Annotated in this window: 15 protein-coding genes; all 15 read left to right on the forward strand. The window is 40.9% G+C overall.

What is annotated here, in order from left to right:
• Nucleotides 1-12: 12 nt before the first annotated feature.
• The 15 genes from CGC57_RS04670 (at nucleotide 13) to mrdA (ending at nucleotide 16,491) form a co-directional block, all read left to right on the forward strand.
• Nucleotides 13-2,073 carry a peptide MFS transporter gene (locus tag CGC57_RS04670; protein WP_095898170.1) on the forward strand — a complete coding sequence of 687 codons (2,061 nt, stop codon included), beginning with the start codon at nucleotides 13-15 and terminating at the stop codon, nucleotides 2,071-2,073.
• A gap of 172 nt (nucleotides 2,074-2,245) precedes the next feature.
• The gene (locus CGC57_RS04675) at nucleotides 2,246-2,680 is read left to right on the forward strand and encodes a bactofilin family protein (protein WP_095898171.1); all 435 of its coding nucleotides are present in this window, start codon (nucleotides 2,246-2,248) and stop codon (nucleotides 2,678-2,680) included.
• Complete coding sequence (locus tag CGC57_RS04680; RefSeq protein ID WP_232747276.1) at nucleotides 2,637-3,107, forward strand: hypothetical protein; 471 nt, start codon at nucleotides 2,637-2,639, stop codon at nucleotides 3,105-3,107. Before CGC57_RS04675 ends, CGC57_RS04680 begins: the two co-directional genes overlap by 44 nt.
• Nucleotides 3,108-3,194: 87 nt before the next feature.
• Complete coding sequence (locus CGC57_RS04685) at nucleotides 3,195-3,536, forward strand: TM2 domain-containing protein (RefSeq protein ID WP_040361396.1); 342 nt, start codon at nucleotides 3,195-3,197, stop codon at nucleotides 3,534-3,536.
• The gene (locus CGC57_RS04690; protein WP_095898172.1) at nucleotides 3,537-3,944 is read left to right on the forward strand and encodes a DUF2752 domain-containing protein; all 408 of its coding nucleotides are present in this window, start codon (nucleotides 3,537-3,539) and stop codon (nucleotides 3,942-3,944) included.
• Nucleotides 3,941-4,372 carry a hypothetical protein gene (locus tag CGC57_RS04695; protein WP_095898173.1) on the forward strand — a complete coding sequence of 144 codons (432 nt, stop codon included), beginning with the start codon at nucleotides 3,941-3,943 and terminating at the stop codon, nucleotides 4,370-4,372. The genes CGC57_RS04690 and CGC57_RS04695 overlap by 4 nt, the downstream gene beginning before the upstream one ends.
• Complete coding sequence (locus CGC57_RS04700) at nucleotides 4,372-5,184, forward strand: M48 family metallopeptidase (protein ID WP_095898174.1); 813 nt, start codon at nucleotides 4,372-4,374, stop codon at nucleotides 5,182-5,184. The genes CGC57_RS04695 and CGC57_RS04700 overlap by 1 nt, the downstream gene beginning before the upstream one ends.
• Before the next feature lie 2 nt (nucleotides 5,185-5,186).
• Nucleotides 5,187-5,597 carry a Holliday junction resolvase RuvX gene (ruvX, locus tag CGC57_RS04705; protein ID WP_002680151.1) on the forward strand — a complete coding sequence of 137 codons (411 nt, stop codon included), beginning with the start codon at nucleotides 5,187-5,189 and terminating at the stop codon, nucleotides 5,595-5,597.
• 21 nt (nucleotides 5,598-5,618) lie between these two features.
• Nucleotides 5,619-7,721 (forward strand): glycoside hydrolase family 97 protein, encoded by a 2,103-nt coding sequence (locus tag CGC57_RS04710; RefSeq protein WP_095898175.1) that lies wholly within the window; start codon nucleotides 5,619-5,621, stop codon nucleotides 7,719-7,721.
• 2 nt (nucleotides 7,722-7,723) lie between these two features.
• The gene (locus tag CGC57_RS04715; protein ID WP_095898176.1) at nucleotides 7,724-9,748 is read left to right on the forward strand and encodes a kojibiose hydrolase; all 2,025 of its coding nucleotides are present in this window, start codon (nucleotides 7,724-7,726) and stop codon (nucleotides 9,746-9,748) included.
• Entirely contained in the window at nucleotides 9,741-11,798 is a 2,058-nt protein-coding gene (locus CGC57_RS04720; protein WP_095898177.1) for a S9 family peptidase, read from the forward strand. Before CGC57_RS04715 ends, CGC57_RS04720 begins: the two co-directional genes overlap by 8 nt.
• A 383-nt stretch (nucleotides 11,799-12,181) precedes the next feature.
• Nucleotides 12,182-13,210 carry a rod shape-determining protein gene (locus tag CGC57_RS04725; RefSeq protein WP_002680118.1) on the forward strand — a complete coding sequence of 343 codons (1,029 nt, stop codon included), beginning with the start codon at nucleotides 12,182-12,184 and terminating at the stop codon, nucleotides 13,208-13,210.
• Between the two features lie 85 nt (nucleotides 13,211-13,295).
• On the forward strand, nucleotides 13,296-14,132 hold the full coding sequence (gene mreC, locus CGC57_RS04730) for a rod shape-determining protein MreC (protein ID WP_095898178.1): 837 nt from the start codon (nucleotides 13,296-13,298) through the stop codon (nucleotides 14,130-14,132).
• Nucleotides 14,129-14,635 (forward strand): rod shape-determining protein MreD, encoded by a 507-nt coding sequence (mreD, locus tag CGC57_RS04735; RefSeq protein WP_002680148.1) that lies wholly within the window; start codon nucleotides 14,129-14,131, stop codon nucleotides 14,633-14,635. The genes mreC and mreD overlap by 4 nt, the downstream gene beginning before the upstream one ends.
• Nucleotides 14,632-16,491, forward strand: coding sequence for a penicillin-binding protein 2 (gene mrdA / locus CGC57_RS04740; protein WP_095898179.1), 1,860 nt, complete (start codon nucleotides 14,632-14,634; stop codon nucleotides 16,489-16,491). The genes mreD and mrdA overlap by 4 nt, the downstream gene beginning before the upstream one ends.
• The last annotated feature ends 46 nt before the right edge of the window (nucleotides 16,492-16,537 follow it).

Below are 16,537 nucleotides of genomic sequence, written 5' to 3' on the forward strand. Positions count from 1 at the left end.
GCAACAAATTTTATGACAAAAAAGACAATTTTCGACACTCAAGTATTAGGACACCCAGCGGGGCTGTTCGTGCTCTTCTTTACAGAAATGTGGGAGCGCTTTTCATTCTACGGAATGCGGGTACTACTCATCAATTTTCTTACAATGACACTCATAGGATACAACCCTGGTTGGGCGTGGAGTACCGAAAATGCCACCGCTCTCTTTGGTACTTACGCTATGCTCGTCTATCTCACCCCCATACTCGGAGGGGTGATTGCCGATAAAATTACCGGTTACCGCTGGGCGGTGATCATAGGGGCTATAATTATTACCTTAGGGCACGTATCGATGGCTTTTGAAACTGAATTCTCTCTCTATTTTGGGCTTGGACTTTTGGTGATAGGTACCGGATTTTTCAAACCTAATATGGTGTCGTTCGTATCCGAAATGTACAAGTATTTACCCGAAAAGAAAGATGCTGCTTATACCATTTTCTATATGGGAGTAAACTCTGGTTCTTTCTTTGGGATGATGCTCTGCGGTTACTTGGCTGAGCGCATAGGTTGGAGCTGGGGCTTTGGCTTAGCAGGGGTGTTTATGCTCTTGGGAACCATACAGTTCTGGCTTTCACAACCTTTGTTTGGAGATATAGGAAAAAGAAAAAAGAAAACTGAAGATGCTAATCAAGAAGCGACAGATAGCAGAGAAAAAACAGATGAAGAAAAACCTAATCCTTTCACTATTGTTGATAAATTATTAATTGCTATTTCAGCAATTATAGGCATAGGTTATGCACTTAATGACCCGCTTTCAAAAGTATGGAATATCGACCTTTTTGCGTGGGCTTCTATGGGGCAGCTTAAAGGGCAATATGTAATGGTGATTATAGGCTTAACAACCTTTCTATACGTAATAGGTAGTAGAGTTATGCGCTACACTACTATAGTGCGTGACCGTATGCTCACTGTAGTGATTTTTGCTTTCTTTGTAATGATATTTTGGCTCTCGTTTGAACAAGGAGCCTCATCATTAGTGATTTTCGCTCGTGACCACATACAGCGTGAACTACAAGGTGATTCGGCTATGCTCTACAACATTTTCAATGCATTGCTCACTTTGATTCCGCTATTGCTCATCAGTGGTGTGTTGTTCCTCTTAATCAAAAAAACTTACAAAAAAATATTCCCTGCAGTAATAGTACTATTAGTGTGCTTTAGTTTGGTATGGGGTATTGCTTTGTGGATGCTTAACCGCGATTTCAAAACAACGGCTTATAGTGTTGCTTACAAGGCTTACGAGCATGTAGACAAAGAAGGTAAGAAAACTTACCTCCCTATCACTGAAGAAAATCGCGAAGCTCAACCCGATTTGAAAATTGTGGAACAAACCACTATCATAGGTCTTACTGATATACATTTGAAAGTAGGACAAGAAATCAAGCTATTGAGCAAAAACAACAAAAACACTTCCTTTGGTTATGTAGATGCCGAAAAAGAACAATGGGCTAAACAACGCGGGGCTGAACTCAATATGGACAATGGGTTGATAGTAGCCCAAGTAAAAGAAGAGCGCGACAATTGGGTAGAAGCAACTGTATCGTGGTTTTCTATATTGAATGCCTTCTTTATCATCTCTTTAGCAAGTTTGTTCTCTCGTTGGTGGTCAAGCAAATACAACCCGCCTGCTGCAGTGAAATACGGCATTGGTTTATTGATGCTCTCTATAGGTTTTGGTTTGCTCGCTTTAGGCTCACACGGAATTACTAGTGATGTAAAAGTAAGTATGTTATGGCTTATATTTGCCTATATGTTCCACACTATGGGTGAGCTGTGCTTATCGCCTGTGGGGCTTTCGTATGTATCGAAATTGGTACCAAGTAGAATGATTGCTTTTATGTTTGGGGTATGGTACCTTGCTGTAGCTATTGGTCATAAATCGGCAGCTGTGGCAGGAGGACAAATAAAAAATATCACCGAACAATATAGCCTATCTACTTTCTTTCTCATTTTCACCATTCTACCTGCTGTAGCAGGGGTGATTATCATCTTTATCAATCCATTTGTAAAGAAACTGATGCACGGAGTTAAATAGGTTTTAGGTATTAGTTATCAGCTTTCAGTATAGACTTTGCCAAAGTTTTCTATCACATAATACTCTATGGAATAGCACTTTACAAAATATAATTAAATAAAACGACATTAAAAATTTGTAGTTTTAAAAAATTTATTATACTTTTGTCTCTGTATTTGTAAAACGAAATACAATGGCTATATTTAACAACAAAGAAAGAGATAATAGAAACATTATGGCAGCAGACAACACATTAGGAAGCAGCAACCGCATAGTAGCGGAAACAAAATTCAAAGGAGAAATCCACTCTAAATCCGATTTTAGAATTGATGGAGAAGTAGAAGGTACTTTCGAAACTTCTGGTAAATTAGTAATAGGCAGAACTGGTGTGATTAAAGGCACTGTGATTTGCGAAAACGCCGATATAGAAGGTAAAGTAACAGGCACTCTAAAAGTGAGTGGTGTTCTTAGCTTAAAATCAACCGCTGTGGTGGAAGGCGAAGTACACGTTGATAAACTCTCTATCGAACCAGGAGCTGTATTCAACGTAACTTGTACTATGAAAGGGGCTAAATCTTTTGTAAATGACAACAAACCTCAACAACCCCTCGAAAAAATCAATAAATAAGTGGATGAATTTCTCACAAGTAAAACTACAAATGGCTATGCGCATAGCCATTTGTAGTTTTTGGTATTTGGTTGGATGGGCAATAGGAACTGGCATTTTATACGGTTGTTACAACTATTATGTAGGAACACAAGGGGTTAATTTGTTTTACCCATTGGATAAATTGCTCCTCTTCCATTGTGGGATTTCAGCATTAACATTTGTGATTATTCTTGCTGTTCACCTAAAACGCCCCTTATACACTGCCTTTGCCTTTGTGGCAGGTTTTTTACTACGCCTTATTGCTATTATCATTTTCTGTTTGCCTTTAGAGAAACGCATAACCTCTCAACCTCTGTATGAACTGCTTTTCATCATATTACCTACTTTCTATTTCATAGCCTTAGAAACCTTCACTGCTATTCAATTGATAAAAATCAAAAAATAGATTATATTTTTTTATTAAAATATTAGGCAATATCAAAAAAATAGTGTAATATTGCACCGTAATTTTAATCTAATAATTTCACATACTATGGATGCACAAAAAGTGGATATGTTTATCGTGACCAACGGTAAATTTTTTAGACCTGAAATCGTTCCTCAAATTCGTGAAAAGCTTCTTTCTTTGGACGAATCTAAATGGGTGATGCTACAAACGATACAGTTTAAAGACCCTACTACTTCTCTAATCATCTCTCTCTTAGGAGGTGGATTAGGTATCGACCGTTTCTACATCGGCGATGTGGGAATGGGTGTTGGTAAATTGATTACTTGTGGTGGATTCGGAATTTGGAGCATTGTAGATTGGTTCCTAATTATGGATGCTACAAGAGATAAAAATGCCGAATTATTAGCTTCAGCACTTAGTTACTAATTGACAACTAAAAAGTTCTATACATTCATCACACTCCTATGTCTTGCTAGTTGGGGTTGGCTACTTAGCCACTTTCTTTCTCACAGGCACGACATAGGGGTTACTGTTTGTGTAATAAAGAATGTTACGGGTTACCCTTGTCCGTCGTGTGGTACAACGCGGTCGGTAGTCTCTTTTTTTGAAGGGCACTGGTTTGAGGCTTTACTCACCAATCCGCTTGGAGTATTAGCTGCTATAGCATTAGTGAGTATACCCTTGTGGTTGCTTTGCGACTTGTTTCTAAAGAAGTCTACCCTATATCGCTCTTTCATCACATTCGAACGCGTTTTCAAACGTCCACAAGTGTATATCCCTTTCTTCATTTTTATCCTACTGAATTGGATTTGGAACATTTATAAAGGCTTATGATAGTAATTAAACCCTTAAACGAACGTATTAGCGAAGGTGACAAAGAACGCGCTGCTAATAGCTATATAATGTCAATAGTAGCTATTATGGCAGGAATGCCTCTACCTATCATCAACTTGCTAGCTACTCTTTTCTTCTTAATAGCCCATCGCAAAGGCTCTTATTTTGTGCGTTGGCACTGCTACCAATCTTTGGTGTCACAGCTCTTCTTATTCTTTGTAAACACTACCTCTTTTTGGTGGACAATATCTATATTGTTAGGCAGCAATATAATTTCTAATGCCTATATTGCTTGGATTATCATAGCTTTCTCTTTCAATGTGATAGAGATTATAGGCACTTTCTATTCTGCTGTGGAAGTGCGCAAAGGCAAACACCTCTTTTGGTGGTTTTATGGAGATATTGTAGATTTAATCGTAAAAAAATAATGGAAAAAGTAATTATAAGAGGTTGTATTTTGCTAAGTGTATTCTTGGGCAGTTGGTTTTTGTTACAACAAGTGAATTGGATAGGATTTTTCAATATCAATCCACTATTGCGCAATGAATATGTAAATAAAATAGAAGTAGAACTAGGCGAACTGATGTATGACGATTTTACCAGTAGATACTCAGTGGTAAATGATGATCTTGCTGTAGCTACTATAGATACTATAGTAACCAAAATATGTGAAGCTAATAACATCAACCGCAAAGAACTGAAAGTCTATTTATTAGAAAGTGAAGAGGTGAACGCCTTTGCTTTGCCTAACCACCAACTGATGATTCACACTGGGCTTGCCAAAAAAACTTCTACCCCCGAAGCGCTTGCTGGGGTAATAGGGCACGAACTAGCTCATATCCAAAAAGATCATGTAATGCAATCTCTAGTGAGAGAAATAGGATTAGGTACTCTATTTACCATCATTTCGGGAGGTGATTTTTCAATGGTTTCCGAAATAGGCAGAATGGTCTCATCTACTGCTTTTAGTAGAAATTTAGAAAAAGAAGCCGACCTTGTAGGGCTTACTTACATACAAAATGCTCAAATAGATCCTAAACCTTTTGCTGAGTTTATAGGGGTAATTCACGATGATAAAGATAAAGACCTGCCTTCAGTTTTCAAATGGGTAAGCACTCACCCTTTCCCTGAAGACAGAAAAGAATATCTGTTACAGAATATCCAAAAGGAAAAAAGAGAGTATAAACCAGTACTTTCAGCTGATACTTGGAAAAATTTTCAAGAATTTTTAAAAGATTAATTATGCGCATTTTAGCTATAGACTACGGAACTAAACGCACTGGTATTGCTGTAACCGACCCCCTGCAAATCATCGCTTCGGGGCTTTGCACAGTAGAAACCCCTACCCTACTCGCTTTCCTAAAACAATACACTACCGAGGAAGCTGTAGAAGGCTTCGTGATTGGGCAACCTAAACGGCTCAACAACGAGGACTCTAGCGTAGAAACTCACATTCAGCAGTTTATAACACAATTGCAAAAAGAATTTCCCTCAATCCCTATCCATCGACAAGACGAGCGCTTTACCTCTAAACTCGCTTTCCAAACAATGATTGATAGCGGACTGAAAAAGAAACAACGCCAGAACAAAGCCCTGATAGATGAGATAAGTGCTACTATTATCTTACAAGAATTTCTTTCAAGTAGGAAATAATAATAACAAAATATTTAACCAATGAAAAAGTTTATTATCACTATTGTATGTATGTTCTGTTGTGCACCTCTTCTTTTTGCGCAAACTCTTTCGTCTCCTAACGGAAACCTCAAACTCTCTTTTCAGCTCACTGAAAAAGGGAGTCCTACTTATGCCTTAACTTTTAAAGGCAAAACAGTCATCAGTGAGAGTACTCTGGGGTTTGTAATCAACCAAAAGGAGGATTTCAACAGCAATTTTGAAACCACAGAGGTTCAGTTTGCTGAAGCTAATAGTGTATGGCAACCTATATTGGGCGAAAACAAAGAAATACGCGACCATCACAAAGAAATGTTCATCCGTCTCACTCAGAAAAACAACGGTCGACAATTGTACTTGCGCTTTCGGCTATTTGATGACGGGTTAGGCTTTCGCTATGAGTTCCCTGTGCAAGACAATTTCCGTCACTTTAGAATTCAAGAAGAACTTACTGCTTTCCAACTTTCAGGTAACCACAAAGTCTTCTGGATTCCCGCTGATTATGATACTAACGAGTTTCCTATTACCACTTCTGCCATTTCGGAAATTCCAAAACTTATAGATAAAGTGCGCGAAGAGCCTTTGGCTGCCAAAGCACCTACTCCCAATGTAGCTGTACAAACGCCTTTGATGCTCAAATCAAATGATGGATTGTACATCAATCTGCACGAGGCAGCTTTGGTGAATTATCCTTCAATGATGCTCAATGTCAATGCTGCCAAACATCAGTTATCAGCTCATTTAGTCCCCGATAAGAATGGGGTAAAAGGCTATGTTCAAACGGGTAGCGTAACACCGTGGCGCACAATAGTAGTAAGCGATGACGCTCGTGATATTTTGGCTTCTAACCTTATTCTCAACCTCAACGAACCCTGCAAAATCACCGATACTTCTTGGATTCACCCTACCAAATACATAGGCGTTTGGTGGGAGTATTTTATAGGAGGCGGTAGTACGTGGGCTTACTCCGATGACCGCGATATTACCATTGGCGTTACCGATTATACAAAACTAAAACCTAACGGACATCACGGTGCTAATACCGAGCACGTAAAACAATACATCGATTTTGCCGCTCAACACGGTTTTGATGCCGTTCTTGTGGAAGGCTGGAACGAAGGCTGGGAAGATAACTATGCTTACGACAAAGAGCGCATATACAGCTTTACCAAAGCCTACCCCGATTTTGATGTACAAGCATTACATCAATACGCTGCTAGCAAAGGTGTAAAACTGATTATGCACCACGAAACGACCTCCTCTGTAGTGGATTACGAATGCCACTTGCACGAGGCTTTCCGCTTTATGAACGACAATGGTTATGATGCAGTAAAAACAGGTTATGTAGGACCTATCATTCCGCGCAGCGAATACCACGACGGACAGTGGATGGTAAACCACTACAACTATGTAGCCGAAACCGCTGCTAAGTACCGCATAATGGTCAATTCACACGAAGCAGTACGACCTACTGGTATGAGCCGTACTTACCCTAACTGGATAGCCCAAGAGAGCGCACGCGGTACCGAATTTGAGTCGTTCAACGGCAATCACCCCGAACATACTACTATCCTCCCCTTCACGCGCTTGATGGGCGGTGCTATGGACTATACCCCTGGTATTTTTGAAGGCGATTTGAGCCAATATGGCAACAACAAAGCCAAACTCAGCACTACCCTCGTGAAGCAGTTGGCGCTCTACATAACAATGTATAGTCCGTTGCAAATGGCAGCCGACTTGCCTGAGAACTACGAAAAACATCTCGATGCTTTCCAATTTATCAAAGATGTAGCAGCCGACTGGGATAATACTTATATTTTAGAAGCCGAACCTGGCGATTACATCACTATTGCCCGCAAAGTCAAAGGTAAAAACGAGTGGTTTGTAGGTGCTATCACCGATGAAAACGCCCGTGAAGCTCTCGTCGATTTCAGTTTTCTACCCAAAGGAAAAACCTATACCGCTACCCTCTACACCGATGGCAAAAATGCCGACTGGCGTACCAACCCCAAAAGTTACTCCATCAAAACAATGAAAGTAACTCACAAAACCAAACTAAAACAACGCCTTGCTCCCAGTGGAGGTTTGGCTATAAGCATTAAGTGATTATGAAACAATTCTTTTTCATTATAGGCTTCATTTGTTGCGCTTCATTGAATGCCCAAGACCCGTGGGTGCTCAAAGCAGAAAGTATCAATCCTGCCAACTATTATGGGGTTACAATAGGCAATGGAATGATAGGAATGCGTTCTTCTGCTGTACCTCTACAAATAGACCAAGTAATCATAGCTGGACTGTACGATTACGGCAAAAGTAGGGTAGTTTCAGCTATGCCTAATATCAATCCATTACAACTGCGAATGGCTATTGATTACGAGGATATCAACACTCATTCCGTTAGTGATTTTACTCAAGAATTAGAGTTGCGCAATGGGGCATTCACAGGGCACTTCAGCTTTAAAAACAAAGCTAAAGTGTCCTACACTTATTATGCCTTAAGGCACTTGCCTCACACCTTGTTGTTAGATATCAGTATTACCCCTTTGCGCGATATTACACTTCTGGCAGAGAACATTCTAACCACTCCCGATGGCTTCCGCAACCCTCAAAACTACTTCAATGAAATCAATCCGCCTCACGCTCATATCCCATTGCTCACTACGGTGGCTCAAACACCAGCAGAAAATGCCAAAGTAGCGGTGAGTAACGCTTTTCTTTTCTCAAAAAAATACGGTAACGCTCCCCAAATATTGCACGAAATGAGAGACTACAATAGTCACCTAATGCAATTCACTCATAAACTAAAAGCAGGCGAAACCTATTCTTTCTCACTAATTGGCAACCTAATAAGCTCTCAGCACTCTGCCGACCCTTACAACCAAGCCGAAAGACTCTGTACTTATGCTTTCTTGCAGGGACACAAGGCACTACTTGCAGCACATAACAAACAGTGGGCAAAACTCTGGGAAAGCAACATTGAGATTGAGGGAGACGCACAAGCTAATCAGGACATCCACAATATGTTATACCACTTATACGCTTCAGTAAGTGAGCTCCATTCCTTTTCTCTTTCTCCTTATGGCTTAAGCCACACAGGGTATATGGGACACATATTTTGGGATACCGAAATGTGGATGTATCCCCCTTTGCTATTATTGCAACCCGAAATAGCTAAAAACCTCCTCAACTATCGCTTCGAAAGGTTAGAACGCGCCAAACACAACGCTGCGTTGCACGGTTATCAAGGAGCAATGTTCCCTTGGGAAAGTGCCGCTTCAGGAGAAGAAGATACCCCTGTGTGGGCACTCACAGGTACTTATGAGCACCACATCACTGCCGATGTAGCCATAGCGGTTTGGAATTACTATTGTGTAACTAAGGATAAAGAGTGGTTGCGCCGCATAGGCTACCCCATTTTAGAAAGTACTGCTACTTTTTGGCAAAGCCGAGTGAGTGAACAAGCTCCCTATCAAATTAAAAACGTAGTATGTGCCGATGAATGGGCTGAAAATGTAGATAACAATGCCTACACCAATGCGGCTGCCAAACTAAATTTGCTCTACGCTACTGCGGCTGCCAAAGTATTGGGGATAAAAGCTAACCCACAGTGGAAAAACATAGCCGAACAACTCGTTTTCAGCACAATGGATAATGGCGTAACTCGTGAACATGATAGCTATACGGGGCAATTCATCAAACAAGCCGATGTAAACCTATTGGCTTATCCGTTAGAAGTAATTACCGACAAAAAGCAAATACAAAAAGATTTAGAGTATTACAAAGACAAAGTGCCTTACAACGATACCCCTGCGATGACTCAAGCTATATTCTCTCTCTTATACAGCCGGTTAGGCGACCGCGAAAAGGCTTATAAGTATTTCACCGAAGCCTACCACCCTAACCTCTTGCCTCCTTTTAGAGTAATGGCTGAAACCAAAAATGGTAAGACTCCTTATTTCCTCACTGGAGCAGGAGGCGTACTACAAACGGTGATGATGGGCTTTGGAGGCTTAGATATATCCGAAGAAAAAGGTGTACAACAACTGAAAACTGTAATGCCTGCACATTGGAAAAAAATCACTTTAAAAGGCATCGGAATTGACAATAAAACATATATCATATCAAATGAATAAACCTCAATCACACCCCCCTAAAGCCAAACAAATACCTCATATATTCAACGAATTTGGAAAAGAACGCACCGATAATTACTATTGGCTGCGCGAGCGCGAAAACCCTGAAGTTATTGCTTATTTAGAAGCCGAAAACGCCTACTATCAGGCGCAAACAGCACACACCAAACCTTTGCAAGAAACGCTCTTTGCCGAAATGAAAAGCCGCATCAAAGAGAACGATAGCTCTGTGCCTTATTGCTACAACGGTTATTGGTATCAAACTCGTTATGAAGAAGGTAAGGATTACCCTATTTATGTGCGCTACAAGGAAACGCTCGAAGCTCCTGAAGAAATTCTTTTCGATTGTAATGCAATGGCTAAAGGTAAAGCCTACTTTCACCTTGATAGCTTTGCCATAAGCGACGACAATCAGTGGGCTGTTTTTGGGGTAGATACAGTATCTCGTAGGCAATATACGCTGCAAATCAAGAACCTCAGCACAGGTGAAATACTGCCCTATAAAATCAAAAACACCAACGGACAAGCGATTTGGGCAGCCGATAATCGTACCATTTTCTACGTGAAGAACAACCAGCAAACCCTGCGCTCTTTCAAAGTATACCGTCATATTTTGGGTACTGACCCCAAAAGCGATGTATTGATTTTCCACGAAAAAGACGATACTTTTTATGTGTTTGTCTACCGCGAGAAGTCTCGCAAATACCTTGTGATAGGCAGCGAAAGTACCCTTACATCCGAATATCAAATCTTGAATGCCAATACCCCTCTCGAGCCTTTCAAAGTATTCCAACCCCGCACACGTGGCTTGGAGTACGACATCGCTCATTATGAGGACTATTTTTATATCCTTACCAATAAAGATGGTGCGACTAACTTCAAACTGATGCGCACCTCCGAAAAGGCTACAACTGCAGAACATTGGGAAGAAGTAATAGCCCACCGCACAGAAGTACGTCTGAACGATATAGAAATTTTTAAAAATTTCTTGGTAGTCGAAGAAGTGTACAACGGCTTAGAACGCATACAAATACGCTCTTGGGATGGCTCAAAAACGCATTACCTCCCCTTCAACAGCGAAACCTATACTGCCTACACTACCCAAAATATAGATTTCAACACCGAATGGTTGCGCTACAACTACCAATCATTAGCTACCCCTGCCTCTATTATAGAATACAATATGCGCACTGGCGAAGAGCGCCTGCTAAAAGAACAAGAGGTATTAGGTGGGAACTTCAACAAAGATAATTATATAGAAGAACGCCTTTGGGCAACTGCCCCCGATGGAGTGAAAGTCCCCATTTCGCTCATCTATCGCAAAGATATAGTGAAAAACGGACAAAATCCTTTGTTGTTGTACGGGTATGGCTCGTACGGGGTAACCATCAACCCTTATTTTTCTACCACCCGTTTGAGCTTGTTAGACAGAGGCTTTATCTATGCGATTGCACACATCCGCGGAGGAGAGTACTTAGGTCGCCAATGGTATAACGATGGTAAACTCCTCAAAAAGAAAAACACATTTACTGATTTTATCGCTTGTTCTCAGCACCTTATCGCCGAAGGTTACACCTCTCCCGAACATCTATTTGCTGAAGGGGGCTCGGCTGGAGGTTTGTTAATGGGTGCCGTGGTCAATATGGCGCCGCAATTGTATAAGGGCATTATCGCATCTGTGCCTTTTGTGGATGTGGTAACCACAATGCTCGACGACAGTATTCCACTCACTACGGGCGAATACGACGAGTGGGGAAATCCTAATAACGAGGAATATTACAACTATATGCTCTCCTACTCGCCTTACGACCAAGTGCGTGCTCAAGCCTATCCAGCAATGTATGTGAGTACTGGTTTGCACGACTCTCAAGTGCAGTATTGGGAGCCTGCCAAGTGGATAGCCAAACTCCGCGAACTCAAAACCGACGACCATCCACTGTATTTAGACACCAATATGGAAGCTGGTCACGGCGGTGCTTCAGGACGTTTTGAAGCCCTAAAAGAAACCGCAAAAGAATACGCTTTTCTGTTAACTTTGCATAATCAATAAAAGCCTTTGTGTCATACTTTGTAGGGGCGTTTTGCAAACGCCCTTATAGTAACGATTATCTTAATAATCAGTCATTTTTAGCTACATTGTAGAAACAATTAGCCAAGCACTCTATTTAAAAATTTGATATATGGCTTTTTAGCCTCTCAACAAATATAAGAAACTCCTGTTTTATAATTCACTTAAAACATTATAAATCTTGTTTTTACAACTCAAAATTCAAATAATAGAACAACCCCTATTATTTGAATTTTCTATTTTTTTCCTCAATTATTTGCTCACCTTATTTTTTTTTCGTAAAATTGCACCCGCTAAAAAAGTGTCCTTTCAGATACTTAACTAATTGATTTTTAAGATAAACATACAATAGAAAGAAATAAAATATGGGTTTTTTCGATTTCTTAACAGAAGAAATAGCAATAGATTTGGGTACTGCCAACACTCTTATCATTCATAATGATAAGGTAGTTGTCGATAGCCCTTCTATTGTAGCATTGGATAGAACTAATAAAAAAATCATAGCCGTAGGTCAAGAAGCTCGCTTGATGCAAGGTAAAACTCACCCTAACATCACTACCGTACGTCCTTTGAAAGACGGGGTAATTGCCGACTTCGACGCTTCCGAGCAAATGATTGGTATGCTCATCAAAAGTATCCCTGCTTTGCGCAAACGCTTCTTTTCTCCATCATTGCGTATGGTGGTGTGCATCCCTTCAGGGATTACCGAAGTAGAAACTCGTGCCGTTCGCGAATCGTGTGAGCGCGTAAATGGTAAGGATATCTACCTCGTACACGAACCTATGGCAGCCGCTATCGGTATTGGGCTCGACATTATGCAACCTAAAGGTAATATGATTATTGATATAGGTGGGGGTACTACCGAAATCGCTGTCATTGCCCTCGGAGGTATTGTATGCGATAAATCAGTGAAAATCGCGGGGGACATATTCAACTCCGATATCGTTCACTATATGCGTACCCAGCACAACCTCTATGTAGGTGAAAGTACTGCCGAGAATATCAAAATCACCGTAGGTGCTGCCACCGAAGACCTCGATGCTCCACCCGATGACATTATGGTACAAGGGCGCGACTTGCTCACTGGTAAACCTAAACAAGTACAAGTATCTTACCGCGAAATGGTAAAAGCTCTCGATAAATCTATCTTGCGCATTGAGGATGCTATTATGGAAACCCTTTCACAAACACCTCCTGAACTCGCCGCCGATATCTACAACACAGGTATTTATATGGCTGGTGGTGGTTCTATGCTCCGCGGTTTAGACAAGCGTATCTCTATGAAAACCGACCTCCCCGTATACGTAGCCGAAGATCCTTTGCGCGCCGTAGTACGTGGTACCGGTATCACCCTAAAAAATATTAATAAATTTAGAAGCATCTTACTTAAATAGGTTTCAGCTGTTAGGTTTTAGGTCTCAGGCTTTACTCCCTGACACCTGACTCCTAACCCCTGTTACCTGACACCTGACACCTAATATGAACCAAATCATCCAATTTTTCATCAGAACGAGGAACTTTTGCGTGTTCCTCCTGCTGTTTCTATGCGCTATTGGTTTGGTTTTTAGAAGTAATTATTACCCTCAGAGTGCCTATATCAATTCGGCTAATGCCATATCAGGGAAGCTCTATGCATTTTCTAACTATTGGGCTCAGTACTTCAATTTGAGAAGCCAAAATGAAGCCTTAACTGAAGAAAACCGCAGCTTGCGCGACCAAGTACTCCAAATGCAAGAACAATTGCGACAAACAGGAGGTGCTGATAGCCTCAGCTTTGATACTACCGATTCACTGAAATACAAGGTCATAAAAGCTAATGTCATCAACAATAGTTTTCGCCTTCAAAAAAACTATCTCACTATCGATAAAGGCAGTAAAGATGGCGTAAAACAAGATATGGGCGTACTCTCACCACGAGGTGTTGTAGGAATTATAGAAAACACTTCAGGGCGTTTTGCTACAGTACAGAGCGTGCTCAACACCCGTTCAGCCCTCAATGCAATGGTAAAACGCACTCAGCATTTCGGTTCACTGCACTGGAATGCCAAAGAAGTAAACAAAGTACAATTGCTCGAAGTACCTAATATCGCTCCTATTCAAAACGGCGATACCATTGTAACAGGCGGTATGTCCAATATTTTCCCTAAAGGAATCCCTATTGGTAAAATTGTACATTTCGAGAAAAGCAAGTTCGATAATACCTTCATCATCGATGTATGGCTCTTTACCGATATGTCTAACATCGACTATGTATATCTGATAGAAAACAAAGATAAAGAAGCTATTTCAGCTTTAGAAAAACAAAACCCAAAATGACGCACCCACTTGTAAAAAATACCTTTCTATTCATAGCATTAGTACTTTTGCAAGTGCTTATTTTCAATCATATAGAGTACTGGGGCTATGTAAACCCGATGATTTACATCGTGTTCCTTTTGGTAGCTCCTTATCGAGAAAACCAAGTACCCAATCTATTAGCTGCCTTTGCTATAGGTCTCTGTATAGATATTTTTTCTAACACTGGAGGCTTGCACGCTGCTAGTAGTGTACTAATAGCCTATTGCCGACAAAGTATCTTGCTCATCGTTTTTGGCAGGAATTTTGAATATCAAGAAATGGATTTAGCAAGCTATCCATTCACCAAAATCTTTAGTTATACAACCCTAATGGTGGTAGTGCATCACACCCTATTCTATTTCTTAGAAATATTCAATTTCAATCATTTGTTACTTACTTTTACTAAAATTATAGGGGCATCTATCTTCACTATCATCGTTTGTTTGCTCACTATTTATCTGTTTAGTAAAAATAAGAAATGAGAAAACTCTTACTTCCGATTATTATCATATTCACTGCGGTCGTAATCTTGTTGCGATTGTTCTTCCTGCAAATCGTCTTCCACGACGATAGCAACAACATCGATAATATCGCTATAGAAACCGTTTACGACTATCCCGAACGCGGCTATATCTACGACCGCAACGGCGAACTTTTGGTTTCTAACCAACCTGCTTACGACGTGATGGTGATCCCTAGTGAGGTTAAAAATTTAGATACCCTCGAACTCTGCGGATTGTTAGAACTTCAAAAAAACGATTTTAGAGAACGTCTCCAAAAAGCTCGCGACTATTCGCGCAAAAAACCATCAGTAATTGTACACCAACTCTCTAAAGATGATTATGCGGTACTCCAAGAAAAATTGCGCAAATTCCAAGGTTTTTATATACAGAAACGTATGCTCCGCAGTTACCTCACTCACAATGCAGGGAACGTATTGGGCTACATCAGTGAAGTAAACGAATGGGAACTCAAGAAAAATCCTTACTACCTCGCTGGTGAACTCATTGGGCGTAGCGGAGTTGAAAAACAATACGAAGAGTTTTTGCGCGGCAAGAAAGGAGTACAATACTACCAAAAGGACAAGCACAACGCTGCTATCGAACGTTATAAAAATGGGGCAATGGATACCCTGCCTATTATGGGGCAACCCTTGCAACTCACTATTGATATAGGCTTGCAGGCTTATGGCGAACAACTAATGCAACACAAACACGGCGGTATTGTTGCCATCGAGCCTAAAACTGGCGAAATTCTCGCTCTCATCTCCGCCCCTACTTTCGATCCTGCTTTGTTAGTAGGACGTGAACGCTCCAAAAACTACACCGCTCTCTACAACGATTCTATTGCCAAACCTCTCTACGACCGTACGCTACTTGCCGAATATCCCCCAGGGTCTCCTTTCAAAGTAATAAATGCACTCATCGGTTTGCAGGAAGGGGTCATCACTCCTCAAAGTGTGTTCAGCTGTGGCGGTGGCTATCGCTATGGCGGACATATTATGCGCTGCCACTGCGGACGTGGATCTAACGACCTTTTGCACGGTATTGCTCTCTCTTGTAATGCTTATTTCGCTAACACCTACAAGCGCGCTATCGATATGAAAACCACCTCAGCAGTAGGTATGGACAAGTGGAATGCTCACGTGCGAAGTTTCGGACTCGGTGGCTTCCTTGGCTGTGACCTCCCTACGGGGCGTGCAGGAAAAGTGCCTAATACTGCTTTGTACGACAAGCAATATGGTGCTAAGAGATGGAGCGGTACTACTAACATTTCTAACGCTATCGGGCAAGGTGAAATCCTTACCACCCCTATACAATTGGCGAATGTAATGGCTGCTATTGCCAATAAAGGCTATTTCTACACCCCTCACATTGTAAAGCAAATCGACAACAAACAAACTCCTTTTAAAGAATATACCGTACCAAAGCATACTACCATAGACCCTAAACACTTCGAGCCCGTAATCAAGGGAATGAATATGGCTTATTTAGCTGGTACTGCGCGCCGTACTCAAATTGATGGCATTAATATTGCGGCAAAAACAGGAACAGCCGAGAACTTTATCAGGGTCAATGGCAAACGTATGCAACTTACTGACCACTCTATATTCGTCGCTTTTGCCCCTGTAGAAGATCCTAAAATAGCTATCGCCGTATTTGTAGAAAACGGTTATTACGGAGCTCGTGTTGCCGGACCTATCGCTTCTCTAATGATTGAAAAATACCTCAAAGGTGAAGTATTTCGTTGTGATCTTGAACGCCAAATGCTTGAAAAGAGCCTTGAACACGAATATATGAAACCGTATTTAGGAGAGAAATTTTATATCAATCAATAGTTAGATTGGATATTAAAAATAATTGCCTTTTGCTGGTGATTTTCTT

This window comes from Capnocytophaga sputigena (assembly GCF_002302495.1).
Classification (GTDB): Bacteria; Bacteroidota; Bacteroidia; order Flavobacteriales; family Flavobacteriaceae; genus Capnocytophaga; species Capnocytophaga sputigena.

Excerpts from the sequence above, each read along its gene's own strand:
- CGC57_RS04670 (WP_095898170.1), top strand. The coding sequence starts at position 13 with ATGACAAAAAAGACAATTTTCGACACTCAAGTATTAGGACACCCAGCG.
- CGC57_RS04675 (WP_095898171.1), top strand. The coding sequence starts at position 2,246 with ATGGCTATATTTAACAACAAAGAAAGAGATAATAGAAACATTATGGCA.
- CGC57_RS04680 (WP_232747276.1), top strand. The coding sequence starts at position 2,637 with ATGACAACAAACCTCAACAACCCCTCGAAAAAATCAATAAATAAGTGG.
- CGC57_RS04685 (WP_040361396.1), top strand. The coding sequence starts at position 3,195 with ATGGATGCACAAAAAGTGGATATGTTTATCGTGACCAACGGTAAATTT.
- CGC57_RS04695 (WP_095898173.1), top strand. The coding sequence starts at position 3,941 with ATGATAGTAATTAAACCCTTAAACGAACGTATTAGCGAAGGTGACAAA.
- CGC57_RS04700 (WP_095898174.1), top strand. The coding sequence starts at position 4,372 with ATGGAAAAAGTAATTATAAGAGGTTGTATTTTGCTAAGTGTATTCTTG.
- ruvX (WP_002680151.1), top strand. The coding sequence starts at position 5,187 with ATGCGCATTTTAGCTATAGACTACGGAACTAAACGCACTGGTATTGCT.
- CGC57_RS04710 (WP_095898175.1), top strand. The coding sequence starts at position 5,619 with ATGAAAAAGTTTATTATCACTATTGTATGTATGTTCTGTTGTGCACCT.
- CGC57_RS04715 (WP_095898176.1), top strand. The coding sequence starts at position 7,724 with ATGAAACAATTCTTTTTCATTATAGGCTTCATTTGTTGCGCTTCATTG.
- CGC57_RS04720 (WP_095898177.1), top strand. The coding sequence starts at position 9,741 with ATGAATAAACCTCAATCACACCCCCCTAAAGCCAAACAAATACCTCAT.
- CGC57_RS04725 (WP_002680118.1), top strand. The coding sequence starts at position 12,182 with ATGGGTTTTTTCGATTTCTTAACAGAAGAAATAGCAATAGATTTGGGT.
- mreC (WP_095898178.1), top strand. The coding sequence starts at position 13,296 with ATGAACCAAATCATCCAATTTTTCATCAGAACGAGGAACTTTTGCGTG.
- mreD (WP_002680148.1), top strand. The coding sequence starts at position 14,129 with ATGACGCACCCACTTGTAAAAAATACCTTTCTATTCATAGCATTAGTA.
- mrdA (WP_095898179.1), top strand. The coding sequence starts at position 14,632 with ATGAGAAAACTCTTACTTCCGATTATTATCATATTCACTGCGGTCGTA.